General features: G+C 70.9%; 22 protein-coding genes. 4 read left to right on the top strand and 18 right to left on the bottom strand.

Annotated features, from left to right (window positions below):
* Positions 1 to 55: 55 nt before the first annotated feature.
* From AC0VYD_RS10475 to AC0VYD_RS10450, 6 genes are all read right to left on the bottom strand, one after another.
* Positions 56 to 532, bottom strand: a complete 477-nt coding sequence (locus AC0VYD_RS10475; RefSeq protein ID WP_475479680.1) for a hypothetical protein — start codon at positions 530 to 532, stop codon at positions 56 to 58.
* Complete coding sequence (locus AC0VYD_RS10470; RefSeq protein WP_475479679.1) at positions 529 to 1,125, bottom strand: hypothetical protein; 597 nt, start codon at positions 1,123 to 1,125, stop codon at positions 529 to 531. The genes AC0VYD_RS10475 and AC0VYD_RS10470 overlap by 4 nt, the downstream gene beginning before the upstream one ends.
* Positions 1,122 to 2,165, bottom strand: coding sequence for an enediyne biosynthesis protein UnbU (locus tag AC0VYD_RS10465; protein WP_475479678.1), 1,044 nt, complete (start codon positions 2,163 to 2,165; stop codon positions 1,122 to 1,124). The genes AC0VYD_RS10470 and AC0VYD_RS10465 overlap by 4 nt, the downstream gene beginning before the upstream one ends.
* Positions 2,162 to 4,063: a hypothetical protein gene (locus AC0VYD_RS10460; RefSeq protein WP_475479677.1), complete on the bottom strand. Its 1,902-nt coding sequence runs from the start codon at positions 4,061 to 4,063 to the stop codon at positions 2,162 to 2,164. Before AC0VYD_RS10460 ends, AC0VYD_RS10465 begins: the two co-directional genes overlap by 4 nt.
* Positions 4,064 to 4,331: 268 nt before the next feature.
* Entirely contained in the window at positions 4,332 to 5,315 is a 984-nt protein-coding gene (locus AC0VYD_RS10455; protein WP_475479676.1) for a DUF1702 family protein, read from the bottom strand.
* 112 nt (positions 5,316 to 5,427) lie between these two features.
* Positions 5,428 to 6,231 (bottom strand): helix-turn-helix transcriptional regulator, encoded by an 804-nt coding sequence (locus AC0VYD_RS10450; protein WP_475479675.1) that lies wholly within the window; start codon positions 6,229 to 6,231, stop codon positions 5,428 to 5,430.
* Between the two features lie 622 nt (positions 6,232 to 6,853).
* Between AC0VYD_RS10450 and AC0VYD_RS10445 the strand changes: the two genes are divergently transcribed.
* Positions 6,854 to 7,999 (top strand): serpin family protein, encoded by a 1,146-nt coding sequence (locus AC0VYD_RS10445; RefSeq protein ID WP_475479674.1) that lies wholly within the window; start codon positions 6,854 to 6,856, stop codon positions 7,997 to 7,999.
* A gap of 39 nt (positions 8,000 to 8,038) precedes the next feature.
* On the opposite strand, the gene AC0VYD_RS10440 is transcribed toward AC0VYD_RS10445, so the two are convergent.
* The 5 genes from AC0VYD_RS10440 to valS all read right to left on the bottom strand — a co-directional run bounded on the left by AC0VYD_RS10440 (position 8,039) and on the right by valS (position 13,744).
* On the bottom strand, positions 8,039 to 8,812 hold the full coding sequence (locus AC0VYD_RS10440; protein ID WP_475479673.1) for an alpha/beta hydrolase: 774 nt from the start codon (positions 8,810 to 8,812) through the stop codon (positions 8,039 to 8,041).
* Between the two features lie 42 nt (positions 8,813 to 8,854).
* A complete protein-coding gene (locus AC0VYD_RS10435; protein ID WP_475479672.1) occupies positions 8,855 to 9,595 on the bottom strand; it encodes a PIG-L deacetylase family protein in 741 nt (246 codons plus the stop codon).
* Between the two features lie 89 nt (positions 9,596 to 9,684).
* Positions 9,685 to 10,509 (bottom strand): DUF3710 domain-containing protein, encoded by an 825-nt coding sequence (locus AC0VYD_RS10430; RefSeq protein ID WP_475479671.1) that lies wholly within the window; start codon positions 10,507 to 10,509, stop codon positions 9,685 to 9,687.
* Between the two features lie 60 nt (positions 10,510 to 10,569).
* Positions 10,570 to 11,046: a dUTP diphosphatase gene (dut, locus tag AC0VYD_RS10425; RefSeq protein ID WP_475479670.1), complete on the bottom strand. Its 477-nt coding sequence runs from the start codon at positions 11,044 to 11,046 to the stop codon at positions 10,570 to 10,572.
* Between the two features lie 115 nt (positions 11,047 to 11,161).
* The gene (gene valS / locus AC0VYD_RS10420) at positions 11,162 to 13,744 is read right to left on the bottom strand and encodes a valine--tRNA ligase (RefSeq protein WP_475479669.1); all 2,583 of its coding nucleotides are present in this window, start codon (positions 13,742 to 13,744) and stop codon (positions 11,162 to 11,164) included.
* Positions 13,745 to 13,927: 183 nt separating this feature from the next.
* On the opposite strand from valS, the gene AC0VYD_RS10415 reads away from it, so the two are divergent.
* Positions 13,928 to 14,203 (top strand): DUF4235 domain-containing protein, encoded by a 276-nt coding sequence (locus AC0VYD_RS10415; RefSeq protein WP_475479668.1) that lies wholly within the window; start codon positions 13,928 to 13,930, stop codon positions 14,201 to 14,203.
* Positions 14,204 to 14,474: 271 nt separating this feature from the next.
* Here AC0VYD_RS10415 and AC0VYD_RS10410 read toward each other — a convergent pair whose 3' ends face one another.
* From AC0VYD_RS10410 to AC0VYD_RS10400, 3 genes are all read right to left on the bottom strand, one after another.
* Positions 14,475 to 14,771 carry a DUF4193 domain-containing protein gene (locus tag AC0VYD_RS10410; RefSeq protein WP_013153901.1) on the bottom strand — a complete coding sequence of 99 codons (297 nt, stop codon included), beginning with the start codon at positions 14,769 to 14,771 and terminating at the stop codon, positions 14,475 to 14,477.
* A 452-nt stretch (positions 14,772 to 15,223) separates the two neighbouring features.
* Positions 15,224 to 16,483, bottom strand: coding sequence for a sensor histidine kinase (locus AC0VYD_RS10405; RefSeq protein WP_475479667.1), 1,260 nt, complete (start codon positions 16,481 to 16,483; stop codon positions 15,224 to 15,226).
* Entirely contained in the window at positions 16,480 to 17,133 is a 654-nt protein-coding gene (locus AC0VYD_RS10400) for a response regulator (RefSeq protein ID WP_473040348.1), read from the bottom strand. Before AC0VYD_RS10400 ends, AC0VYD_RS10405 begins: the two co-directional genes overlap by 4 nt.
* 702 nt (positions 17,134 to 17,835) lie before the next feature.
* On the opposite strand from AC0VYD_RS10400, the gene AC0VYD_RS10395 reads away from it, so the two are divergent.
* Complete coding sequence (locus AC0VYD_RS10395; RefSeq protein ID WP_191271198.1) at positions 17,836 to 18,000, top strand: hypothetical protein; 165 nt, start codon at positions 17,836 to 17,838, stop codon at positions 17,998 to 18,000.
* A 165-nt stretch (positions 18,001 to 18,165) separates the two neighbouring features.
* On the opposite strand, the gene AC0VYD_RS10390 is transcribed toward AC0VYD_RS10395, so the two are convergent.
* The 3 genes from AC0VYD_RS10390 to AC0VYD_RS10380 form a co-directional block, all read right to left on the bottom strand.
* Positions 18,166 to 18,978 (bottom strand): inositol monophosphatase family protein, encoded by an 813-nt coding sequence (locus AC0VYD_RS10390; protein ID WP_475479666.1) that lies wholly within the window; start codon positions 18,976 to 18,978, stop codon positions 18,166 to 18,168.
* 158 nt (positions 18,979 to 19,136) lie between these two features.
* The gene (locus tag AC0VYD_RS10385; RefSeq protein WP_475479665.1) at positions 19,137 to 21,179 is read right to left on the bottom strand and encodes a S9 family peptidase; all 2,043 of its coding nucleotides are present in this window, start codon (positions 21,177 to 21,179) and stop codon (positions 19,137 to 19,139) included.
* Positions 21,180 to 21,427: 248 nt separating this feature from the next.
* A complete protein-coding gene (locus AC0VYD_RS10380; RefSeq protein ID WP_475480236.1) occupies positions 21,428 to 22,459 on the bottom strand; it encodes a ferrochelatase in 1,032 nt (343 codons plus the stop codon).
* Between the two features lie 131 nt (positions 22,460 to 22,590).
* Between AC0VYD_RS10380 and AC0VYD_RS10375 the strand changes: the two genes are divergently transcribed.
* The gene (locus AC0VYD_RS10375; RefSeq protein WP_475479664.1) at positions 22,591 to 23,889 is read left to right on the top strand and encodes a D-arabinono-1,4-lactone oxidase; all 1,299 of its coding nucleotides are present in this window, start codon (positions 22,591 to 22,593) and stop codon (positions 23,887 to 23,889) included.
* Between the two features lie 91 nt (positions 23,890 to 23,980).
* On the opposite strand, the gene AC0VYD_RS10370 is transcribed toward AC0VYD_RS10375, so the two are convergent.
* Complete coding sequence (locus tag AC0VYD_RS10370; protein WP_475479663.1) at positions 23,981 to 25,042, bottom strand: hypothetical protein; 1,062 nt, start codon at positions 25,040 to 25,042, stop codon at positions 23,981 to 23,983.
* Between the last annotated feature and the right edge of the window lie 426 nt (positions 25,043 to 25,468).

Raw genomic sequence — 25,468 nt, 5'->3', positions numbered from 1 at the left:
TGCCGTCCCGTCACCGCCGGACGGCAGGCGCGTCCGCCGCCCCGGAAGGGGCACCTCACCCGGACGGTTCGGACGGTTCGGGCGGCTCAGGCGGCTCGGCCGCCGGGGCGCCGCCCCGGCGGCGCGGGCGGAGCGCGTAGCCCCCCATGCCCAGGCCGACCAGGATCATCCCGGCGGTCATGATCCACTCGTTGGAGCCCTCCGGCCCGTAGACCCGGGTGTCCGCTCCCACGTCCACGGAGGGAACGCCCTCCTCCAACGGGCAGGACTCGCGGTCCTGCCCGTAGAGGTAGACGTCGCCGCGTGCGGGGCCGCCGGTGTCGGGCGTGTATGTGCCGTAGCAGGTGCAGGACTCGTGCCCCGGATGCTGGACGCAGTCCAACCGGGTGCCGGTGAAGGTCCCGGGGGTCCCCTCCGCACGCGCCGCGCGCAGGCTCCGGTCGGCGTTCGCGGCCCCCAGATAGACGGTGAGGGCGGCCACCAGCAGCAACACCACGGTGAACACCGGGTCGCGGCGCCGACCGTAACTCATCCGGCCACCCCTTCCGGCTCCTCGGCGCACGAGCAGCCCGGCGCCTCGGTCCGGGCGCTTTCCGGCCGTGTGTGCAGGTACATCGCCACGACCATCGGAACGAAGACGACGGTGTTGTAGAGCAGGTGCAGTTCCACCCGCGGGATCAGCAGCTGGATGAGGCTGGTGGGCGCTTCGCCACCGCCGATGTTGACCCCGTTGAGCGCCTGGACCAGCAGGAGCAGGTGCTCGAAGTGGTGCCAGACCTGGACCAGCAGGGCGGCGACCCACCACGCCCTGCTCCTTCCGTGGAACCCGGGCAGGAGCAGCAGCAGCCCGACGAGCATGACGAACGCGTAGCCGTAGTGCATCCACTCGGAGGTGACCAGCCAGGGGAAGGGGATGCCGAGGACGCCCAGGGCCTCGGAGACCGGCCAGTCGAGAACGTAGATCTGGACGGCCTGGGCGATGTGTTCGGCCCAGTGCGCGATGACGACGAACAGGTAGATCCGCAGGCACCACCGGTGCCCGTCGGTGTTGAGGGCGCGCAACACGGGGTTGCGGGGGCCGATGGCGCTGGTGTTCCCGGTGCGGGGCCCGGTTCCGGTGCTCACTGTGCGCTGCTCCGTTCCGACGTGGGGGCGGGGGCTGCCTCCGTGCCGGGGGCCGCGGTCCCCGGGGCCCTGGCGAACAGGGGGGCACAGAGCAGGACGAGCCCCCTCAGGAGGCAGGTGATGATGAGGGCGAAGAACAGGCCGAACACGACCTGGTTGACGACCAGGAGGCCGTACACCGCCGCCGTGGTCAGCCCGAAGACCACCTGGTTGCGGGGCCTGGAGGGCGTCGTGCCGGGGTCGGTGATCATGTAGTTGGTGAAGAGGACGAAGGCGACGCCGGTCATCGGCAGCAGTGCCGCCAGGAGCATGTGGTCCAGGAACAGCCACCTGAGCACGGCCTGGAGGGCGAAGCCGCCCGCCCAGCCGAGGATCAGCGGCCAGCGCTTGGTCAGGTTGACGTTGAGCATGGTCCCGGCCATGAGGATGCCCAACGGGATCAGCCAGTCCAGGGTCCCGGCCGTGTTGTTCGTGAAGTGGTAGGGCGGGGCGATGCCCACCCACGGGAAGAGCAGCAGCGTCACCGCGATCCCGAAGTTGGACGGGTTGAGGAAGTGCTTCCTGCGCCCCTTGACCGGGATGCGGAACAGGTACTTGCTGCTCACCGCGATGGACACCGCGAACAGGTAGGGCCAGACGGAGGAGTTCCCCCACAGGAGCAGGGCACAGGCCAGGCCGGCGATGTGTGTGGGGAGCAGGTGGTCGACCATCCTGCCGACACCGCCCGCGTACCCGGCCTCCCTGCCGGAGGCCCGGGCGTCCAGCGTCTCCAGTGCCAGGTCGAGCGCGTATCCGAACAGGACGGCCGCCACCGGGGTGACGGGCGACTGTTCGAAGCCCAGGAGCAGGTGCCCCAGGACGGTGAACACGGTGATCGAGGTCGCGAACATGCGAAGGGCCATGACCCGGCGGTCCCGGGCGGGCGCGGCCGACTGCCCGGTGCCCCCGGGCTGGTTGCCGTCGGCCGCACCGGTGCCGAGGGGGGCTGCACCTGTGCCGGTGTCGCCGGCCTCACCGGTGAGGGATCTGGTCACGGTCATCGGGCAACCGCCGTTCCGTCGTCGTCGAGCAGGATCGTGTGGTTCCCCGGCCGCACCTCCAGGTCCGCGGTGTGCGCGGTACCGTCGGCGTCCCGCCAGGAGACGGTGACCGGCAGGGGCCCCCCGGGGGCCGCCAGGTGGACGATGGAGTCGGAGACCCCCACGTGCCCGTTGGCCGGGTAGAGCTGGTGGCGCTGCTCCGGATGGCCGGAGCCGCCCGCATGGACCGTCGCGCCGATCGCCGGGGCCCAGGCCCCGTCGACGGCCCCCGGACGCATCAGGCGCAGGACGGCGGCGGGCGCGGGGTCCGGGGCCCGGTTCAACAGGAGCCGGGAGTCCTGCCACTGGTTGGCGACCACCACGTCCAGCAGACCGTCACCGTTGACGTCACCGAGGGCGAAGGAGCGGGTGACGTCGTGTTCGGCGATGCCCAGGGGCTCACCGAGGTCGGTGTAGCGGCCGTCCTCGCCCCGGGCCCAGAAGGGGTTGGCCTCGTGCCCGGACAGGTCGTCCCCCTCGGAGAAGTTCGGCCAGGCCTGCGGGTACTTGAGGAGCTGGTCGTTGCCCATGGCGATCTCCTGGAGCTCCGGCCAGCGGTTCCTCTCACCCTGGAGGAAACCTGTGGCCTGGATGAGCTCGTCGGTCCCGTCGTTGTCGAAGTCCCCCGACTTGACGTCCCAGGCCCAGCCGCTGCGCGCTATCCCCAGTTCCTCACTGCTCTCGGTGTAGGGGACCGTTCCGTCGAGAAGCTCGGCCCCCTCCCCGTCCGGCACGAAGGCGAAGTTGCTCTCGTGGAGCGCATAGGGGCTGGTGATGTTGCTGACCACGATCGTGGGAAGCTCCGCGCCGTCGTCGTAGGTGAACGTGACGCCCATGCCCTTGAAGGAGCCGTTCCCCAGGACCTGGGACTTCGGGGTGGTCATGTCCCGGTCGCCCTTCACCGACTCCAGCCGGAGGTTCCCGGGTGTGGAGTGGTTGACGAGCAGGTTGTCGTTGCCGAAGTCATTGGCGAGGTAGACGTCGGGGACGCCGTTCCCGCTGAGGTCCTGGAAACCGATGGCCAGGGTCCAGGCGGTGGTCGCGTGTTCGGGGAGCGCCGTACCGGCGTCGGTGAACACCGGGGGTGTGTCCCTCTCCCCGGTGGGCTCGGTCAGCAGGACGCGGTTGCGCCCGGCGTTGGTGGCCAGCCCCATGCTCTGCTGCATCTCCATCCGGCTGTCGGCCTCGGCCTCGGGGTCGAGCACACGGGCGCCGTCGGGGAAGTAGTTGCCGACGAAGACGTCGAGTCCGCCGTCACCGTCGAGGTCGGCGACGTTGAGCGCGGTCGTGTTCCACACCTGCATCGGCTGGACCATCTCGTGCGCGGTGAAGTTGGCCGCCTCGGGCACCGCCCCGGGCCCGGCCGTGTTCAGGAACAGGACCGGTGAGCGCCCCCAGTAGTAGACGAGGAGGTCCAGGTCGCCGTCCTGGTCCAGGTCGGCGGGCACACACCCCATCGGCGCCATCGTGTGGTCGTAGGGCAGGCCCCGTGGTGTCAGCGTCACCACGGGGTAGTCGTCGGCACCGCTCCCGGGCGCGTTGCGCAGGGTCACGCCGTCGTCCCTGGGGTCGACCAGACACACGTCCGCGGATCTGTCCAGACCGCGCAGGTCCAGGAGGCTTCCGGCCGCCCCGACCGCGGATATCCAGCCCACGTGGTGCGCCAGCCCCGGCGCGGTCGCGCGTTCGGTCCGCGCGTCCTCGGGCGCCGAGTTGAGCGCGAGGGACTCGAAGGCGAAGGGGGCCGCCCGCTCCTGTCTTACGGTGTCACTCGTGGAGGGGCGAACGGTCAGGGCGCCCAGCGCGCCCACCAACGCCAGGGCGAGCGCCAGCGTCGCCAAACGGTACATCAGCCGCATAAAGGCTCCTAGAAAACGGTAGCGATGCCATCAGGGTTCGCAACGCTGTCCAGCGTCCAGGAGACCGGCACGGCATTTCCATATTCATTCTTGCCCTCTGCCGAAAAGCTCGACAGAGGATTCCCGCGGCACACGGAAGCCCCAGCTACCAGCACGTACTCCGAATAACACCGAAGGCGAAGAAACACCGGAAACGAAACTCGGGCACGGAGCGACTCGTCTTGGAGCGCGTTCCTTCGGCCAATACGGGCAGGGGCCCCTTCCGGGGTCACCGCCCCACTCCGTCCCGCCGGGCGAACTCCCCGGCCAACAGCACCCGCCACAATTCGTACCGCGGCCGGCCGGAACCGGTCCCCCGGGCCCCGGCTCCGGGACGCAGCTCGCGGCACAGGCGGGCGGCCTCACCGGTGTCCGTTCCGCAGAGCACACCCGTCGCGGTCTCGTTGTGCTCAACGACCAGGTCGGCGCGCACCCGCGACTCCGCGGCGAAGGCGCTCCCCTGGGCCAGGTCCCACCGGTGCGCACCGGCACCCTCCCGGAGCCGCACCAGCCCGGCCTCGTCCACGCCCCCGGCGTAGGTGGCGGCGAGTCCGATCCCCGCGTAGAGGTCGGCCCTGCGCCCCGGCGGGAGGGCCTCGACCAGGGAGACCGCCGTGTCGGGATCCGCTCCGGCCGCGAACCACAGCGCCCTGCCCACGCCCTGGTCGAAGACACGGAGCGCGTAGGCGCCGTCGGCCGTCCTGTCGGCCGCACGGTGATCGCGCAGCCCCCGGTGAACGTACTTCTCGGTGTGGAAGTAGGCCTGGTGGAAGCCGTAGCCGTCGTGCACCAGCCATCGCAGGACCGGGTCCAGGGAGCGGGTGTCCGGCCACAGCGGCCGCGGCAGTCGGGCCATCGCCCAGCCGATGCCGATGTAGGCCATGTAGACGTGGTCCGAGCCCGCCCCGTCGAGGAAGCGCCGCGTTCTCCCCTTGCCCGGGAGAAACCCGTCCAGGAGGGCGAAGCCCATCGCGGCGCCCTCGTAGGCGAAGCCCCGGTAGCGGCGGTCGAGCACCCGCAGACCGTGGTCCGTGCGCTCCGGTGAGGCCGTCTCCACGGCGTCCCCGAGCCCGGTGAGGAAGGAGGTGCCCACCGTCTCCAGAACCTCGCGCGCCCGGGGCCCCTGGTCGTGGAAGCCCCTGACACCGAGTTTCACCTCGGTCGCTTTCGGGGTCATGATCCGGCGCCGAAGCGAACCCATCGCACTGGACACGCCGTCCTCCCGCTCTCCCGAGTGATGTCCGTGTTCTGGCACCCATGCTCTCCGCGCCCGGAGCGGGGATCTACTCCGGGATTGCCGAGAGGGGCCGGGTTCCGGAGCCCTCTCACACCGTCTGGCGCAGCTCCCTGGCCCCGGCCAGCCTCGACGTGTCAGCGAGGGTCACGGCCACCGGCGGATCCGCCTCCTCGGGGGGTTGCAGGGACAGGCCCACGTAGGTGTTGAGCCCGGGGCCGGTACTGACGTGTCTTCGGGTGGCCGCGGTCAGCACGGGTGTGTCCACCCCTCTGACCTGGGGGGCCGCCACGGCGAAGACGTGGTGGGAACCGCCGGGGACCCCCCGGACCTCGAACTCCGTCCTGCCCCGCGCGGGGAGGACCTGGAAGGCCACGGGCGGTCTCTGCGGGGCCGCCCCGGAGAACACTCCGACCATCGCGTCCACCGTGCCCGCCGCGCGGGGGACCTCGATCGTCCCCCGGACGGTGGTCGCGTACCGATCCGGGGGGCTCGGGCTCCTGCCCGCCTCCGCCGCCAGTTCCTCCGGCTCCGGCATCCGGGAGAAGTCGGAGGAGGCAGCGATGAGCAGCCTGGAGACGACGGGGTCCCGGTACTGGGTCGGCGACATGCCCACCACCCGGGTGAACCTGCTCGTGAAGGTGCCCACGCTGTTGTATCCGACGCTGCACACGATGTCGGAGACCGTCAGGTCGGTCGTGAGAAGCAGACGTTTGGCGGCGAAAAGACGGACCGCCGTGAGATAGCGTCCCGGGGTCAGCCCGATGGCCCGCGAGAATATCCGGGAGAAGTGAAACGGACTGACGAATACCTCCGCAGCGATCTCGTTCAGGGTTATAGGATCTGAATAACGACTCCGGATGATTCCCGCAGCCCTGCGGACAGATTCTTCCACTGTTGTCTCCTCGCCGGATCCGGGGATCCATGTTGAGATACAGAAATAGAGATTTCAGCACAGCACGGGAAACAAAACAACAAGAGCGACAAGGGAAAAAGAAAACCCCCGGGACAGTGAGGGCACACTGGGGAACTCTGTTCCAAACGATCTCCCGTCATCGCTCTGCGTCAACAGCAGCTCTCTCCTCACCCAGACCCAGAAGCCCTATAGGGCAGGCACTCCGAGCACCGCTCCATGCTCACACCGCCCCCCTCGGGCTTCATCTTCCAGATTGCTACATCCGAATAAAAGGGCAACGGAAAGCATGGTGACCAATCGGGCCCGCAGACCTTGCGAAACACGGGCCCATCCCAGGGTTCACGAACATCTCACCCATTGCATGTTTGAACGGATCGCCGGGGTGGGAACAAGAATACGCACCGAACATACGGGAAGTCGGCCGCACCGGAAGAACCTCCGGTCATTTCGAACCGGCTTTCGACGGGAGTCCGCATCGCGAGGAGGAAGACTTCGACCCGCACCAGAACCGGTTCGGCGGGCTGCGGCGGCCCGGCGCTGGCGCGGCCCCGGCCCGGTTCCGTACGCTGGCGGCTCCGACCCCTTTCGCCAGGAGCCACCGTTGGACACCACCGCACGGGACGAACCGCAGGAAGAGCACACCCGCTTCGCCCTCGCCCTGGACCGGGAGTTGGCTCTCGGGGATGCCTCTCACGTGTGGTCGCCCTACTCCGTCGGGTCCGTGCTCGGCCTGCTGGCCGCGGGGGCCGGGGGCCGGACCCGGCAGGAACTGGTGGACCTGTTCGCACCGGTGCACGGTGGCCCCGGGGAGCACCTGGCCGCCCTGAACGAGGCGGTCGAGGGGCCCGCCGGGCTGGACATGGCCTCTCTCAACGGGTTGTACGTGCCCGCGGACCTGCCGCTGCGCCCGGACTTCGAGGACCGGGTGCGGTCCCGGCCCGACGCAGAGGTGGACCGGGTCGACTTCCGGGGCGACAGCGAGGGCGTACGCGGCAGGATCAACGGCCGGGTCGAGGAGGTCACCCGGGGCCTCGTCCCCGAACTGCTCTCACCCGGCACCGTCCACCCCGGCCTTCGCATGCTCCTGGTCAACGCCCTGTGGGTGAAGCTGATGTGGAGCGAGCCCTTCGAGGTGTCCCAGACCCGCGAACGCGCCTTCCACGCTCCGGGGGGCACCCGCCGGGTCCCCACCATGCGGCGCACCGGCCGCATGGACCTGGCCGAACACGCGGGCCTGCGCATGGTGACCCTGGAGGGCGCCCAGGGGCTGGCGCTGGACGTGATCGTCCCCGCCGCGCCGGGGAAACAGCGGGCTCAGGCTCCACCGTTGGACCCCGGGACCCTGCTGGGGCTGTACCGGGCGAGTCGGAACGAACAGGTGAGCCTGGCACTGCCGCGCTTCGCCGTCCAGAGCGAGACGGCGCTACTCGGTCCCCTGGCCGCCACCCCCGCCCGGGTGCGCACCCTGGCCACCGACGACGCCGACTTCGGTGGGATCAGCAGCGAGACGCTCAGGGTGGACGCCATCGTGCACCAGGCCGTGCTGCGCGTGGACGAGAAGGGGGCGGAGGGCGCCGCCGCCACCGCCGCCGTCATGGTGATGTCGGCCGCGGTCCCGCCCAGGCCCAAGGAGTTCCTGGTGGACCAGCCCTTCCGGTTCGTGCTGCGCCGCCGGGGGACCGTCCTGTTCACCGGACGGGTCACCGACCCGGTGGACCCCGGACCGGCCCGGGCCCCCAGCCCCTGAACCGGCCCGCGCGTTCCCGACCGGTCAGCGGGAGCCCGGTCAGGAAGGGACGAGGAAGGCGCCGGTGACCTCGGCCAGGGCCCGGTGCGCCTGTTCGTCGGTCAGTTCCGGTTCTCCGTCCCCGGCCTGGTGCCCGTAGGCGCCGAACTGGGCGTGGTTCATGCCCTCGATCACCTCCATGACGGCGCCCTCGGGCAGGTTGGGTCTCTGTTCGGCGATCTTCTCCGAGGTGAGCACACCGTCACGTCCCCCCGCCACCGAGAGCACCCGCAGGTCCTCACGGTCGGCGAGGTCGGCGGCGGCCACCGCGTAGGAGGCCCACAGCACCAGCCCCTCCCAGTCGGTGGCTCCGTCCCCGGTGCCCAGGTGCTGCGCGGCGAAGGCCCCGCCCATGGAGTGCCCGCCCAGGTACCAGGTCTCCACGTCGGGGGCCTCGGCCACGGCGCTCTCGGCCCGGGCGGAGTCGAGCAGGGCCAGGTTCAGGCGCAGGTCGGGCAGGACCACCGTGAGCCCCGTCTCGGCGACCACCGGTGCCCAGACGGCCGCGTAGGCGTCGGCCTCCACCCGTGCCCCGGAGTAGAAGACCACCCCGGTCCCCGACGGGTCCTCGGCGGGAGCGATCAGCAGGGCGTCCTCGCGGTGCTCCACCAGGACCGCCGGGTCGGCCTCGGCACGGGCCAGCGGCTCCGGCTCCGCCTGGTACGGGTTCAGCGCCCAGACGGCGAAGGCCGCCCCGGCGACGAGCAGCAGCGCCGTCACCGCGGCCAGTGTCCACAGCAGGACCCGGCCTGCCCTGCTCCTCCTCGCGCCCATGGCGCTCCCTCCCGCGGGGGCTCGGGCTCCGGAAGCCGGAGCTCAGGTGTCGAAGACCTCGAAGGAGGTGGCCAACGGTACGCCCGCCCACTCCCCCGAACGCAGGGCATTCTCCCGTAGAAAGGTCTTCTGGTCGAAACCGTCCAGGTTGGCCAGGTACACCTCGTGCGCGTCCAGGGAGGCGATGCCCGCCTCGAGGTCCTGCTCCCCCAGTTCCACGAAGTGGGTGGGGTCGGGGGCCGCGGCGAAGGCCACGAAGCGCACCCCCGGCCAGGGCTCCGCGCCCTCGACCAGCTGTTCGGTGAACACCCACCGGTTGGCGGCGTCGCGGACCGAGTCCAGCAGGGCGGGGCCCAGGACCCGGTGGTCGGCGTGGTTGAACCCGCTGCCGCCACCGAAGAACTCACGGAAGTTGATGGAGAGGACCACGTCGGGTCTGTGCCGCCGGATCGCCCCGGCCAGTGCCCTGCGCAGCGGCAGACCGTACTCCACGGTGCCGTCGGGGAAGTCCAGGAACTCCACCTCGGCCGCACCGACCGCAGCGGCCGAGGCGCGCTGTTCGGCCATCCTTAGGGGCCCGCAGGCCCCGGGGTCCAGGGTGTCGATCCCGGCCTCGCCCTTGGTGACCAGGAGCTCGACCACGTCCTTGCCCTGGGCCGTCCACCGGTGGATCGCCGAGGAGGCGCCGAACTCCAGGTCGTCGGGGTGGGCCACCACGGCCAGGGCCCGGTCCCAGTCCTCGGGAAGCGGCCGGGGTGCGCTGTTCTGCGTCGTCTGTGCCATGAAACACACACTACGGAACGGCGCACCCCCGGACACGGTTGTACACAGGCCGCTCCCGCGGAAACCACCGGTTTCCTCCGGGCTCCCGCTCAGGAACCGTCGGCGGGACCGCCGGCGGAACCGTTGGGCGAGCTGCCCGCGTTTCCGCTCTGGGCCGCCTGCTGGGCGGCGCGCTGTCTGGCGGCCGCCGCCATCTGCTCCTGGATCTTCTTCGGCACCGTGATCTGCAGCAGCTCGCTGGGCGGCACCGGCTGCTCACCGCGCACCACGACGATGTTGGCGAAGAGCTGCTCGACCTCGGACATCATTTCGGGCTTGCTCGCGCCCTCGCCGCGGATCACCCCGCGCAGCACCCACCGGGGGCCGTCCACCCCGATGAAGCGCACGCGCTGGCCCAGCTGTTTGCCGTCCTCGGTCTTCTTCCCCTTGATGGGGATGAGCGCCTGGAGCTCGGGGCCGAAGGTCCCGTCGTGGTCCTCGACCTTGCCGCCCTGTTTGGTCACCTGCTCGCGCAGTTCCTCGCGCATCTCCTCCCAGAGCCCGGAGGACTTGGGGGCCGCGAAGGGCTGCACCTGCAGCGCGGTCTTGCCGCGCACCAGGGTGACCCCGATGATCTTCTGCTTGTTCTGCTTGTCCTGGGCGACGTTCACCTGGATCTCGGTGCCCTGTTCCATCGGCAGCAGCATGCTGCCCAGGTCCATCCGGTTGGCCTCGGGGGCGTCCTCGGTGGAGTCCCACGGCCCGGTCCGCCGGTACTGGTCCGCGCCCTTGACGGGCTCTCCCGCAGCACGCTCCGGCTCGACCTCGTTGTCGAACGAGACCGCGCCGGCGGCGCCCTGCCGCTTCGGCCGGGCCTCCGTCCGCCCGGTTCTCTCTGTCTCTTCGTCCCGCTTCTTGCGACGGCGTCCGAACACGCCTCCACCTCTCCGCTTCTTCCGTAGGTCCCGGGATCACACCGGGGAGTCGGGGAACGTTCACCGCTGCGCGGCGTGGCCCCCGGTCGAACCGAAACCGCCCGCACCGCGCGCCGAGTCGGGGAGGGTGTCCGCCTCGACGAACTCCGCCCGCTCCACGCGCTGGATCACCATCTGGGCGATCCGGTCGCCCCGCGCGAGCTTGACCGGGGTATCGGTGTCGGTGTTGAGCAGGGTCACCCTGATCTCGCCCCGGTATCCGGCGTCCACGGTCCCCGGGGCGTTGACGACCGTGACACCGCACCGGGCGGCGAGCCCGGACCGGGGGTGCACGAAGGCCGCGTAGCCCTCGGGCAGGGCGATGGCCAGGCCGGTGGGGACGGTGGCCCTTTCTCCGGGGTCGAGGTCGACGTCGGTGGCGGCGTACAGGTCCGCACCCGCGTCACCGGGGTGGGCGTACTCGGGGAGGGGCAGGCCGGGGTCCAGGCGACGGACCGTGATCGGCACCCGCCCGCCTTCCAGGGATGAGGTACTCACATCCGCCGAGCCTATCGCTCTCCGGACGCTGCCCGGGTGCGACGACGGGGCGGGCCCGGAAGGAACCCGGACCCGCCCCGCGGGTGTCGGTGCCGGAAGGCGCCGCCGCGTGCCGCTACTCGCTCGCCTCGGTCGGCTCCGGCAGCGTCACCTCGACGGTGAGGTCACTGTCGTCGGTGGTCTCGAAATCGATCCCGGCGGCGCGGCCGGCCGCGGCGATGTCGGTGGCGGCGGCACGGGCGGACCCGGCCTGCTTGCCTCGGACCCTGACGTTGTCGACCTCGGCGCGCATGGACAGCTTGGCCTCGGACTTGGCCTTGCGGACCGCGCGCAGGACCTCCGCGGTCGCGGCCAGGACGGCCGGGTCCCCGCCGGAGGCGGCGGCACGGTACTCGGCGGCGTCGGGCCAGCTCTGGGCGTGCACCGAACCGTCCTGCCACCAGCTCCAGACCTCGTCGGTGACGAAGGGGACGAAGGGGGCGAACAGCTTGTGCAGGGCCCCCAGGGCGATGAGCAGCGCGGTACGGGCGGAGGCGCCCTCGGCGGACCCGGTGTCGTAGGCGCGGGTCTTGACGAGTTCCAGGTAGTCGTCGCAGAAGTCCCAGAAGAAGCGCTCGGTGCGCTCCAGCGCCCGGGTGTGGTCGTAGGCGGCGAACGCCGCGGTGGCCTCCTCGACCACGTCGGCCAGCGCGGCCAGCATCGCCCGGTCCAGGGGCTCGGTGACCCGGGCTGCGTCGGTGGTGGCGTTCTCGCCGGCCACGGACATGACGAACTTGCTGGCGTTGAGGATCTTGATGGACAGCCGTCGGCCGACCTTCATCTGGCCCTCGTCCATGGCGGTGTCGGTGCCCAGGCGGCCGCTGGCCGCCCAGTACCGGACCGCGTCGGAGCTGTACTTCTCCAGCAGCGCGACCGGGGTGACGACGTTGCCCTTGGACTTGGACATCTTCTTGCGGTCCGGGTCCAGGATCCAGCCGGAGATGCCCGTGGTGCTCCAGGGCAGGCTGTCGTTCTCGAAGTGGGCGCGGACCACGGTGGAGAACAGCCAGGTGCGGATGATGTCCTGGCCCTGCGGGCGGAAGTCCATCGGGAAGACCCGATCGAACAGGTCCTGGTCCCGTTCCCACCCGGAGGCGATCTGGGGGGACAGCGAGGAGGTCGCCCAGGTGTCCATGACGTCGGGGTCACCCATGAAGCCGCCGGCCTGGCCGCGCTGGTCCTCGGTGTATCCGGCGGGCGCCTGGGAGCTGGGGTCGATGGGCAGCTGGTCCTCGGTGGGCAGCAGCGGCCGGTCGTAGTCGGGGTTGCCGTCCGCGTCCAGCGGATACCAGACCGGGAACGGGACGCCGAAGAAGCGCTGGCGGCTGATCAGCCAGTCACCGTTGAGGCCCTCGACCCAGTTCTCGTAGCGCTGGCGCATGTGCTCGGGGTACCAGGTGAGCTCACGGCCGCGCTGGATGAGCTGGGCCCGGACGTCCTCGTCCCGGCCGCCGTTGCGGATGTACCACTGGCGGGTGGTGACGATCTCGAGGGGCTTGTCGCCCTTCTCGTAGAACTTCACCGGGTGGGTGATGGGCTTGGGGTCGCCGACGAGGTCGCCGCTCTCCCGGAGGAGTTCGACGGTGCGCTCACGCGCGGTGTGGACGGTGGCCCCGGCCAGCCTGGCGTAGGCCTCACGGGCGGCGTCGGACTCCACGCCCTTGGGCGGGTCGGCGATGATGCGGCCGTCCCAGCCGACGACGGGACGGGTCTCCAGCTGGAGCTCACGCCACCAGGTGACGTCGGTGGTGTCGCCGAAGGTGCAGATCATCGCGATGCCGGACCCCTTCTCGGGGTCGGCGAGGCGGTGCGCCCTGACGGGGACCTCGACGCCGAAGACCGGGGTGGTCACGGTGGTGCCGAACAGGTCCTGGTAACGCTCGTCGTCGGGGTGGGCGACCAGGGCGACGCAGGCGGCCAGCAGCTCGGGGCGGGTGGTCTCGATGTGGACCGGGGTGCCGTCGCCCTTGTGGAAGGCGACCTTGTGGTAGGCGCTGGGGCGCTCGCGGTCCTCCAGTTCGGCCTGTGCGACGGCGGTGCGGAAGGTGACGTCCCACAGGGTGGGCGCCTCCGACATGTAGGCCTCGCCCCGGGCCAGGTTGCGCAGGAAGGCGCGCTGGGCGGCGGCGCGGGAGTTGTCGTCGATGGTGGCGTAGGTGTGCCGCCAGTCCACGCTCAGCCCCAGACGGCGCCAGATGGACTCGAAGACCTTCTCGTCCTCGACCGTGAGGATGTCGCACAACTCGATGAAGTTGCGCCGGGAGATGGGGATCTGCCGCTTGGGGTCGGGCTTCTCCGGCGGCTGGAAGTCCGGGTCGTAGGGGACCGAGGGGTCGCAGCGGACACCGTAGTAGTTCTGGACGCGGCGCTCGGTGGGCAGGCCGTTGTCGTCCCAGCCCATGGGGTAGAAGACGGCCTTGCCGTTCATCCGCTGGAAGCGCGCGACGGTGTCGGTGTGCGTGTAGGAGAACACGTGGCCGATGTGCAGCGAACCCGAGACCGTGGGCGGCGGGGTGTCGATCGAGTAGACGTCCTCGCGGCTGCGGGTCCGGTCGAAGTGGTAGACGCCGGACTCATCCCATACGTCGACCCACTTCGCCTCGATACCGTCCAGCGAAGGCTTGTCGGGCATACGGAAGGAATGAGAGCGGTTGGTCATGGGGCAATGCTAATGCTCCCGAGACCCTGGTCGCTCCCGCTTTCCGGCTTCCCCGGGGCGGTGGACAGACGCCCCGACCGCGGCCTCCGATGCGCGGGCCCGGTCGGCGTGAAAGGATTCTCACGCAGACGGTGCGCCCTCGCGCGCACCATCGTACGCACAAGGGAACGGTGAACGATTCACATGGCTAAGAAGGACGGTGAGGTCGTACCGGTCGTCCTCGGACTCGTCGCGGGTTTCGCAGCGGAGTTCGTCACGCGCAAGGCCCTGACCTTCGCCTGGACGCGCGCGACCGGTGAGGAGCCGCCGACGGACCTGGAGTCCCCCGACGTCAGCCTGGGGCGCGCCCTGAGCTGGGCCGTGGTCGCCGGTGTGGGCGTCGAGGTGGCCCGTGTGCTGGCCGTGCGCGCCGCCCGCAAGCGGGTGGTCGGCTCCGGCAGTCGCGACCTGGAGGCCTGAACCGCCCCCGGGACGGACGTGTCACGACGACGGTGGGCGGCTCACCGCACAGGGGTCCCGCCCCGGGTGCGGTCGGCCGTCCACCGTCGCGTTCCCGCTGACCGGCCGTACCCCGCCTGGGGGAGGGCGCGCGATGCGCCCCCGTGGGGACGCATCGGATCGCGGCTCGGCTGCCCACCGGTCATGACCGACGGTGAAACAGGTCCTGTCCGGCACCCCGGTGTCCTCAGGACCGTGGGGAGGGCGGTGTCGGGACCCGTCGTCGTCGGTTCTAGGCGCACTCCTTGCAGACCAGCTGACCGGCGCGCTGTTCGGCGAGCTGACTGCGGTGGTGTACCAGGAAGCAGCGCGAGCAGGTGAACTCGTCGGCCTGGCGGGGAAGCACGCGGACCGCGAGCTCCTCGCCGGACAGGTCGGCACCGGGCAGTTCCATGCCCTCGGCCACCTCGTCGGGGTCGACGTCGATGGTGCCGGTGCCCTTGTCCACGCGCCGCGCCTGCAGCTCCTGGAGGCTGTCCTCGTTGATGTCCTCGTCAGTTTTGCGCGGGCTGTCGTAGTCGGTCGCCATCTCTGCTAACTCCATCCCCCTCGTTTAGTGCCTCGTCGCGCGGGTGTAACGCTTGAGAGACCTTCGTTGTGCCCGGTTCGGCCGACGAGTTTCCCGGTGTCGATGAACTGTGCCCCCTCCCGGGTCACTGTTCACAGGTCAGCAGCATCTTGACGGGATTTTGACCGGAGGCGGCCAAGGTTCAGCGGCCGCTGCGGATCGTTCCCTGCCGTACTACCCGACGCCGGGTGCCTCGTAGACCTGAAAACACATTTGCTCCCACATACCGGGCAAGCGTGGAAAACTCCCCCGGGTACGGGCGAAAATCAAGACATGCCCACGTCAGGAGGGATTCCCTCCGTGTCCACGCCCGGGGAAGCATACCCACCCCGGGTCTGCGCTCGTGACAGGGGTGGGCGTGTCTTCGGACACGTATAGATACCACGAAGCGCGGCCTTGCGCAGCTTGGGCCGTCAACGGCGTTCGGCGTCCCCGCCCCGCTGCCCCGAGGGCACGGGCAGGCAGACGGTGACGACCAGGCCGCCGCCGGCACGGGGCCAGGCGGTCACCACGCCCCGGTGCGCGCGGACCACCGAGCGCACGATGGACAGGCCCAGGCCCGAGCTGCGGCCCGAACCCACCCGGTCTCCGGAACCGCGGCGGAACGGCTCGAAGAGCCCCTCGATCTCGTAGGCCGGGATGACCTTGCCCGAGTTCTCCACCTGGACCGCGGGCATGCCCTCGTACATGCCGCTGCGTACGGTGATCTCGCCCTCCTCGACGTTGTACTTGAGGGCGTTCTCGACGAGGTTGGCGACGAGGCGCTCCAGCAGGACCGGGTCGCCGGTCACCGGCCCGGGCCTCAGGTCCCGGCGCAGCGACAGCCCCGACTCCTCGATGTCCCCGGCGAGCTGGCTGAGCACGGTCCCGGCGACCTCGCCCAGGTCGACCCTGGCCTTGGCCTCCAGTTCCCGGTCGCTCTTGGCGAGGAAGAGCAGGCCGTCGATGAGGCGTTCGTGGCGGGCGTTGGTCTCCAGCAGGGTCTGCCCGACGGTCTTGAGGTCCGGTGAGACGTCCGGGGCGCTCAGGGCCACCTCCAGGAGGGTGCGGTTGATCGCCAGCGGCGTACGCAGCTCGTGGGAGGCGTTGGCGACGAAGCGCCGCTGCCCGTCGAAGGCCCGGTCCAGGCGTTCGAGCATGCCGTCGAAGGTGTCGGCGAGCTCGCGGATCTCGTCGTCCGGACCGGACAGGGCGATGCGTTCGTGCAGGGACCGTTCGGAGAGCCTCCTGGCGATCCGGGTGATCTTCTGCAGGGGCGACAGGGCGCGACCCGCCACGGCGTACCCCAGGCCCACGGCGAGCAGGCCCACGAGGAACAGGGCGAGCAGGGAGAACCGGGTGACGTGGGTGAGGACCTGCTCGATGTGGTGGCTGTTCTCGATCAGCTCCGCCGGGCTCTCCTCGGCCAGGAGCGCGTTGAGCAGGACCGCGATGACCAGGTAGTTGACCAGCACCAGCAGGGAGCCCGCCGCGAAGAACAGCATCCCGTAGATGAGGGTGAGGCGGGCGCGCAGGCTGAGGTTGTCGGTGAGGCGGTGGACCGTGGCGTGGGCGGAGGAGCGTTCGGCCCCGTCCCCGTCGGGGGCGACGGAGTTCAGGCTGCGCCAGGTCCCGGTGTCCCCGGGACGCGTGGGCTCCACCTGCCCTGGTTCTGGGCGCTCCCCCGGTCTCACAAGCGGTACCCCGCCCCCGGAACGGTCTGGATGACCGGCGGGTCACCGAGCTTCTTGCGCAGGGTCATGACGGTGACCCTGACGACGTTGGTGAAGGGGTCGGCGTTCTCGTCCCAGGCCTTCTCCAGGAGACCCTCGGCGCTGACCACCGTCCCCCGGGCGCGCATGAGCACCTGGAGGACGGCGAACTCCTTGGGGGTCAGCGAGATCTCGCGGCCGTCGCGGTGCACCAGGTGGTTGGCCGGGTCCAGGGTGATGCCGCCCCGCTCCAGCACCGGTGGCAGCGGGGGCGCCGAACGGCGGCCCAGGGCGTACACACGGGCGATGAGTTCGGCGAAGGCGAAGGGTTTGGCCAGGTAGTCGTCGGCTCCGATGGTGAGGCCCTCAACCTTGTCCTGGACCCCGTCGGAGGCGGTGAGCATCAGGATGCGGCCGTTGTAGCTCTCGTTGACCAGGGAGCGGGCGACGTCGTCGCCGTGGACCCCGGGGAGGTCGCGGTCGAGGACGACGACGTCGTAGTCGTTGACCGCGGTGTGCTCCAGGGCGGTGTCCCCGTCGTAGACGACGTCCACCGCCATGGACTCCCGTCGCAGTCCGACCGCCACCGCGTCGGCCAGGACCCGTTCGTCTTCGACCACGAGTACGCGCAACGTTGTCCTTCTAGAGCATCGGTGTCTGGAAACAAAAAGGGGGCCGCTGCCGGCGCATCCCCCAACACACCGGCAGCGGCGTTCTTGGTCCCGGCCGCGTCAACCGTTCTTTCACAGTGGAGGTAAGGAGACGGTAAACCCGCCGGGGACTCCGGGGGGAGTCCCGCTCTCCTCGCCCCGTGTGGCACGGGCGCTGGGCCGGGAGCTTCACAGCTCCCCTGAGCGCGGGGCGGCCGTCGCCGACGAATCCCCCAACCGTCGGCGACGGCTCAACCCCGCACATCTCAAATCTGACACATCAAGAATAAGGAACGAGTAAGCAGAAGCCCCGTTCGGCAAATGTGTCTTGGGACACTTTTTCCGCCGCTTGCCGAAACCGCCCCGGGGGCACCGGCGGCGACGGCCCCCCCGGCGGGGCGCCACCCCCGCCGACGGGCCCTTTTCCATCCTACGGAAGAGGCCGTCGCGCCCGCTTACCGTCACGGAAGGATCACGCGCGGGGGGCGGGGGTTTGACGCGGATCACAGTGCGGTAGAGGTAGGAGACGCACGCGTGGAAACCGGGGTACCGTCCCGGACCGCGACGAGCATGCATGTCACAGGGTCGTGACGACTTCGGTTCGTGCCCACGCGCAGGCGTGCGCACAAGGATGCACACCGGGGCACTGACCGTGTCCCGGTGCCTACCCCTGGAAGAGGTGCAATGGGCGAGTTCATGGCGGAGATCAAGGTCCGTATCAACGAGACCTACCGGTCACTCCAGTCGGCGCAGGCCGCCGGGGACGACTTCCTTGCCGACACCCATGCGTCGGAGCTCGAGGATCTCTACCGCATCGCGGCTCGCAACGGCGTCGACGCCCACTCCTGACCGGAGCGGCCGACGCGGTTCCCGCCCCCGAGGGGTCGGGGACGCACAGCAACAGCATCGGGGCGGGCAGACAACCTCCGGGTGTCCGACCCCGCCCCTCCCCCGCCCCGGGCACCGTGTGTGCCCGGGGTTTCGTGTATCCGGGGCCGCGCGTGCGGACCCCGATCAGCCGTCGGTGTCGGCTCCGAGCGGTGCCAGGAGTGCGTCGAGCTCCTCGTAGAGGCCGGGCCGGGCTGCGATCACCAGGTCGTTGCTGGGCGGGCCCCCGCGGGGGCCGCCCACCCGGACACCGGCCTCACTGGCCACCAGCCCCGGCGCGGCCCAGTCCCAGATGTGGAGTCCGCGCTCGTAGTAGGCGTTGTAGCGCCCGGTGGCCATCCCGGTGATGTCGACCGCGGCCGAGCCGCCCCGGCGGATGTCACGGATGTGCTGGACCACCCCGGTGAGGACCCTGGCCTGCTGGAGCCGGCGTTCGGGCAGGTAGCCGAAGCCGGTGGCGACCAGGGCCCGGTCCAGTGGGACCCGGTCCGGTGCGCGCAGGGTCCGGCCGTCGAGCCGGGACCCGCCGCCCAGGACCGCGTCGAACATCTGCCCGTGGGCGGGCAGGCGGACCGCTGCGGCCACGACCGCCCCGTCGACCTCCGCACCGATGGCCACGCCCCAGTCGGGGCTCCCGTACAGGTAGTTGACGGTGCCGTCGATGGGGTCGACGATCCAGCGCACCCCGCTGGTGCCCTCGACCCCGCCGCCCTCCTCACCGAGGATCGCGTCGTGGGGGCGGGCCGCGAGCAGACGCTCCCGGATCAGGTCCTCGGTGGCCCGGTCCATCTCGGTGACGACGTCGGTGGGGCTGGACTTGGTGTCCAGGACGGTGATGCCCTCCTGCCCCTTGGCCGCGAGTTCACCGGCCTCCGCCGCCACGGCGACGGCGAGGTCCCGCAGCTTCTCCGGGTCGTGTGGGGACTGGATGGTGGTCACTGTTGCCCTCCTGGTCGTGGCCCTCCGGACGGGTGTGTCCGGATGATTCCGCCACCGAACTCTACGTGGAGCCCGCCCTCGCCCACGGAAGCAGGGCGAACGCGCCGGAGGAGGGGCCCGGCACCGCGCGTGCCGGGCCCCTCCTCAGGTGCGGGACCCTAGAGCAGCTCGGGCCTGGTCCACTCCTTGCCGTGGACGTGGTGGTCCAGGAAGGCGAAGACCGTCTCGTACCAGACCTGTGCGTTGCCGGGCGTCAGGATCCAGTGGTTCTCGTCCGGGAAGTACAGGAACTTGGCGTCGACCTCATGCAGGAGGAGGTCGCGCCACAGGCGCAGGCCCTCCCCGATCGGCACCCGGTAGTCCTTGTCGCCGTGGATGACCAGCATCGGGGTACGGATCCTGTCGGCGTGCAGGTGCGGCGAGTTCAGCTGGTAGCGCTCCGGCTGGGCCAGCGGGGTGCCGAACTCGCTCTCCCACACCGGCGGGTAGTCGGTGGTCCCGCTGAACCCGTCCAGCTGCCAGAGGGAGGCGTGCGAGATGATCGCCTTGAACCGGTCGGTGTGCCCGGCGATCCAGTTGGCCATGTAGCCGCCGAAGGAGCCGCCCATCATCGCGGTGCGCTCGGCGTCGATGTCCTCGCGGGCCTCGGCGGCGTCGGTGATCGCCATGACGTCGGCGTGCGTGCGCGGGCCCCACCGGCCCCAGGCGCGGCGGAGCATGTCCTGGCCGTAACCGGTGGACAGGGCGGGGTCCGGAAGCAGGACGGCGTAGCCGCGCGCGGCCAGCAGCCACGGGTTCCAGCGCCAGGACCACCCGTTGAAGCTCATGTAGGGGCCTCCGTGGACCCAGAGCATGAGCGGTGCGGGCGAGGCGGCGGAGGCCTCCTCGGGCAGCACCAGCCAGGACCGGATCCGGGTGCCGTCGTCGGCGGTGGTCTCGATCTCGGTGAGGGTGCCCGGCATGGTCAGCTCGGAGCCGGGGGTGCGCAGGTACTCGGGCTGGCCGTCGGTGGCGTCGGCGGCCAGGCGCACGGGTGCGGGCGGGGCGTCCCAGGCGTCGCGCAGAGCGTAGACGTGGCGGCCGTCGGGAGACGGGTTCAGCTCGCTGTAGGCACCGTGGTCCCCGGTGACCCGGGTGAGGGAGCCGGTGGCCAGGTCCAGGCGAAAGACCGGGCGTCGGCCGTTCTCGTCGGCGACGAGGAAGACCGTGCCGGAGTCGGCCGACCAGGCGTAACCGCGGGGCCAGAGTTCGTGGTCGGGGAGCAGGTCGCGGCCCTGGCCGGTGGCGAGGTCGGTGAGCCACAGCGTGGCGTTGCGGGGCTCTCCGTCGTAGCTGCCCTCGTCATCGGCGAAGACCAGGGCCCTGGTGCCGTCCGGGGAGACCAGGGGGTTGCCGAAGTCGAACCGGGCGTCGGGCCCGCCGGCGATGGTGCGGCGCTCGCCGGTGGCCGTGTCCACGGCGACGACCTCGTCCCGGCGGGCGCCGCGGGAGGTGGGCACCGACCAGGTGGTGAGCAGGGCGGACCCGTCGGGGGTCAGTTCCGGGGAGGCGCCGAGAAGGGACAGGCCCGCGTCACCGGTGAGGTCCTTGGGCTCGCCGAGGCGGGCGTCCTCGTCCTCGGGCGGGGCGGCCGTGAAGATCCGCGGGTGGTCCGGGCCGATGTCGCTGTCCCAGGAGCGCACGGGCAGGGCCTCGTGCAGGATCGCGGTGACCCCGGCCTCCTCACGGGCCTTTCTGGCCTCCGTGTCGGCCTCGGCGTCCTCGGCACCGGGGTGCACCCTCCCGGTGAAGGCGACCAGTCCGGAGTCACGGGCGACGGCGAAGGCGCCGATGCCCCCGGGGCGGGAGGCGACCTGGCGGGCCTCGCCGCCGTCCGCGGGCAGCAGCCACAGCGCGGCCTTGGGCTTGTCCTCGGCCTTGGCCTCGGGATCGACGCGTCCGGTGCTGAAGAGCACCGAGCCGTCGGGGAGGAACTCGGCGCCGGACTCGCCCTTGGTGGAGCGGGTCAGCCGCCGGGGAGCGCGCCCGCCCTCGGATTCGGTGGCGGTGTCGATCTCCCACAGGGCGCTGCGGAAGGACTTGGAGTCGGGGGCGATGTCGCTCACGGGCGCGACGAGGCGGGTGCCGTCCGGGGACAGGCGCAGCCCGTTCACGCGGCGCAGGCGGACGTACTCCGGCAGTTCATACCAGGAACGAACCAAGACAAAATCTCCTGAAACCGTCGACTTGTGGTCTGACCCGACCCTATCGGCCGCGGTGACCCGGGTCACCGCTGTATTTCTCGCACCTCAGGGGGCGTCAACAACGTTGACAAGTCTTGCACCGAAGAGCGTGTCCCGACCGGCCTCCCCCGGGGAGCGGGGCCCGGCCCGCCGTCAGCCCCGGCGACCGCGCACGGGGCCCGCACCGGTGGGACACGAGAGCGTCCCGCCAGTGCGGTTCGGCCCGGTCAGCGCTGCTTGCAGCACTGACCGCTCCCCCCGGCGCAGCGCGGCAGGGAGGTGAGCCGCTGCTCCGCGGCGCGGCCGGTGTACTCGTGCACCAGTTCGGTCACCATGGACACGAACGCGGGGTGCGTGCCCGGGCTGAGCGCGCGCTCGTAGCCGATACCGAGCTTCTCGGCGGTCTCGCGGGCCTCCACGTCGAGGTCGAACTTGACCTCCATGTGGTCGGAGACGAACCCGTGCGGAACGACCACCACGGCGGGGACGCCCTCCCCGGCGAGCTCCTCCATCCGGTCGTTGACGTCGGGCTCCAGCCAGGGCTGGCTCGGCGGCCCGCTGCGGCTCTGGTAGACGAGCTCGTAGGGGTACTCCCGGTCGAGGCGCCCGACCACCAGGCGGGCCACCTCCGCGAGCTGGGCCCCGTAGGCGCCCTCGGGGCCCAGGTCCTGGTCCGGACCGCCGCTGGCCTCGGCCATGGCGGTGGGGATGGAGTGCGCGGAGAACAGCAGGCGCACGCCCTCGCGCTGCTCCTCGGGGAGCCTGTCCAGACAGGCCTGGGCGTGCTCCGCCAGGGGCCCGACGAACCCGGGGTGGTCGTAGAAGGGGCGGATCAGGTCGACCTCGGGAGCGTCCTCGCCCAGCGCGGCACGGGCGCGCTCGATGTCCTCGCGGTAGGCGGTCCGGCTGGACCAGTTGCAGTAGGCGGAGGTGGGCAGCGCCAGCACTCGGCGGACCCCGTCCTGCCTCATCCTCGCGAGGGTGTCGGTGAGCATCGGTTCCCAGAACCGGTTGCCCCAGTAGACCGGAAGGTCGACGCCGTTGGCGTCGAAGTCGGCGGTGACCGCGGCGAGCAGGTCCCGGCACTGCTGGTTGATCGGGCTCACTCCACCGAAGAGGAAGTAGTGCTCACCGACCTCCGCCAACCTTTCGCGGGGGATGTTGCGCCCGCGGGTGACGTTCTCCAGGAACGGGATGACCTCGTCCTCGCCCTCCGGGCCACCGAAGGAGATCAGCAAAAACGCGTCGTAAGGCCTCATGGAACTCATGAAACCAGCTCTCCGGGACCGGCATGATCCGCCCCGCCCCTTGTCGTGGAACTTTCACGTCTTCCGTGACCAGGGACACTCTTCCTCTGGTCACACAAGTGACTGATCGGTAATGTCACCGCATGACTGATGTGTTGTGGCACACCTGGGCCGACACCCACCAGGCCCGCCCCCGCCGTACGGCGACCCCCAACAGCACCGGGGAGGTCGCCTCCGCGGTCTCCTCAGCCGCCGCCGAGGACCTGCGCGTACGCATGGTCGGCTCCGGCCACTCCTTCACGGACGTGGCCGTCACCGACGGCCTGCTCCTGGCTCCCACCTCCCTGACCCGTGTGCGCTCGATCGACCCCGGCGCGGGCACCGCCACGGTCGAGGCGGGTCTGCCCCTGTGCGACTTCAACGACGTGCTGGCCTCGCACGGCGTCGCGCTGGCCAACATGGGCGACATCGCGGTGCAGACCGTGTCCGGCGCGGTACAGACCGGCACCCACGGCACCGGTCGGGACGCGGGGGGCCTGGCGAGCCAGGTCGTGGGCATGGAGATGGTGCTCGCCGACGGGTCCGTGGTCGAGTGCTCGGCCGACCGGGACCCGGACCTGTTCCACGCGGCCCGGGTGGGCCTGGGCGCCTTCGGCGTGGTGACGGCGCTGACGATGGCGGTCCGCCCGGCGTTCCTCCTGCACGCCCGGGAGGAGCCCATGCCCCTGGACGAGGTCCTGGAGCGCCTCCCCGAACTGCGCGCGGAGAACGACCACTTCGAGTTCTTCTGGTTCCCGCACACCGAGAGCACCAACACCAAGCGCAACAACGTCTCCCCGGGCCCGGCCGAGCCGCTGTCGAACTTCCGGTCCTGGCTGGACGACGACTTCCTGTCCAACACGATCTTCGACCGGATCAACCGGGTGTGCCGCCGCTTCCCCTCGGTGGTCCCGGCTGTGAACCAGATCAGTTCCCGGGCGCTGTCCGCCCGGTCCTACACCGACGTCTCGCACAAGGTGTTCGCGTCGGTGCGCGACGTGCGGTTCGTGGAGATGGAGTACGCGATCCCGGCCGAGCACGTGGCGGACGTCCTGCGCCAGGCCCGGGAGATCGTGAACCGCGGCGACCACCGGGTGAGCTTCCCCGTGGAGGTGCGGTTCGCCCCGGCCGACGACGCCTGGCTGTCCACCGCCCACGAGCGGGAGACCGCCTACGTGGCGGTGCACATGTACAAGGGGACGCCCTACGAGTCCTACTTCGCCGACCTGGAGGCGGTCTTCACCTCCGTGGGCGGACGCCCGCACTGGGGCAAGATGCACACCCGCGACCGCGCCTACCTGGAGAGCGTCTACCCGCGTCTGGGCGATGCCCTGGCGGTGCGGGACCGGGTGGACCCGCACCGCCGCTTCGGCAACGCCTACCTGGACCGGGTGTTCGGCTGAGGGGCGTTCGGCCGGGCCCTCCGGGAGGGCCCGCGGTGCGGACCCGGGCGGCCGGGCACCGCACCGCGGGCGGAGGACCGCCGTGCCGGGCTCACTCCGCGGGTGCCTCCGGAACGGGCTCGGGCTGCGCACCGCCCTCGGGCGCCTCCCCCGTCCCGGGGCCGGGAACCTCCGCGTCCCCCGGTTCCTCCGGGGTGCCCTCGTCCACCGGCGGGTCGACGGGGTCGGTCGTGCCCTCGGGGGTGTCCGGCCCGGCCTCCGACGGGGACGGGGTGGGTTCGGGTTCGGGTTCGGTCGGCGCCCCGGTCTCCGGCTCCTCCGTTCCGGCGCCGTCCTCAGTGGAGGGCCGTTCGTCCCCGGTGTCCTCGGGGGTTTCCTCCTCGACCTGCGCCGTGACGGAGCTGCCGCCGAGCAGGGAGGGCGAGGTGGGTTCGTCCTGTCCCTGGGTCCACGCGGTCAGGGAGCGGCCGGTGAACAGCTCGAAGGCCAGGATCACCAGCATGACCAGGACGAACACCGCAGCGGCCGAGACGGCCGCGGTACGCCAGCCGCGCTTGGGGCGCTTCCCGCCCGGTCCCTCCCCGGGGCCGTCCGGGTCGTCGGTGTACCTGTCGTGGGCGGCGGGCATGAGCTCGGTAGCGTCGGGGGCCGCCGGGCCGCCCACGACGGCGGGGGCCTCGGGGTTGCCGAAACCGTGCGCGACGGTCTGGCCCGGCAGGTCCCGTCCCAGGACCGGCATGACCGTCGTCCGGGCCGCGTCCGGGTCCCCGAGCGGCCCGTGGAGGCCGGCGTCCGCGGCGGGGATCGCGTTGGTGTCGAACTCCGGGTCCGCGGCCCCGGGCCGGACGGGGGAGCGCGCGCCGGTGTTCCTGGCGGCCTTCTTCTCCGCCAGTTCCCTCGCCTGCTCGCTGCTGCGGGTGATCCAGTGCTGGATCACCGGCGCCGCGCTGGTGCTGAGTACGGCCATGACGGCGGTACCGATGACGGTGCCGTAGACGTTGAGGTAGGAGGCCGCGGTGGCCGCGGTCAGGGTCGCGACACCGGCACCGGCGACCTGCGCCACGCTCAGGTCGATGCGCTTCCTCCTGCCCGCGCTCTCCTCCGGTCCCTCCTCGCCCGCCTCGGGTCCGTCCCCGTGCTCGGATCTTGGCATAGCGCCGTCCCCCCTTCGTCGGCCGCGTTCGGGCGCGGCGGGGCACTTGGTCCTGGGATGGGCGTGTGGTGGGGCATATGACCCCTTAGGCCCCAGACATCACAAACCGCCCATGAGTTGAAACTTCACCATAACGGGGACTCATCGCTGATAACGACATGAGATTAGAAGGATCACTGTCTGACATCCATCGGCGTGTCGATTTGCGAACACCAGGACGCCTCATGTTCGGACCTGGTCCGAGATCAGAGTTTTCCACAGCCCTGGGGTGATTCGGGAAGCGCGGGATACCATCACCGCGGAGCCTTCGCGCGGGATCCGCGACATTCCCCCACGATCGCTCCCGGTCGCGGAAGGTTCAGCGTGTCAAGATTGGCACCGGAAGCGACCGTGAGGGCCCCGGAACCTCGGGGCAGCTCCCACCGT

The organism is Nocardiopsis sp. iso_40 (assembly GCF_056173285.1).
Note: the sequence above shows the minus strand (reverse complement) of the source record. Positions and strands in the feature narration are given on the sequence as shown.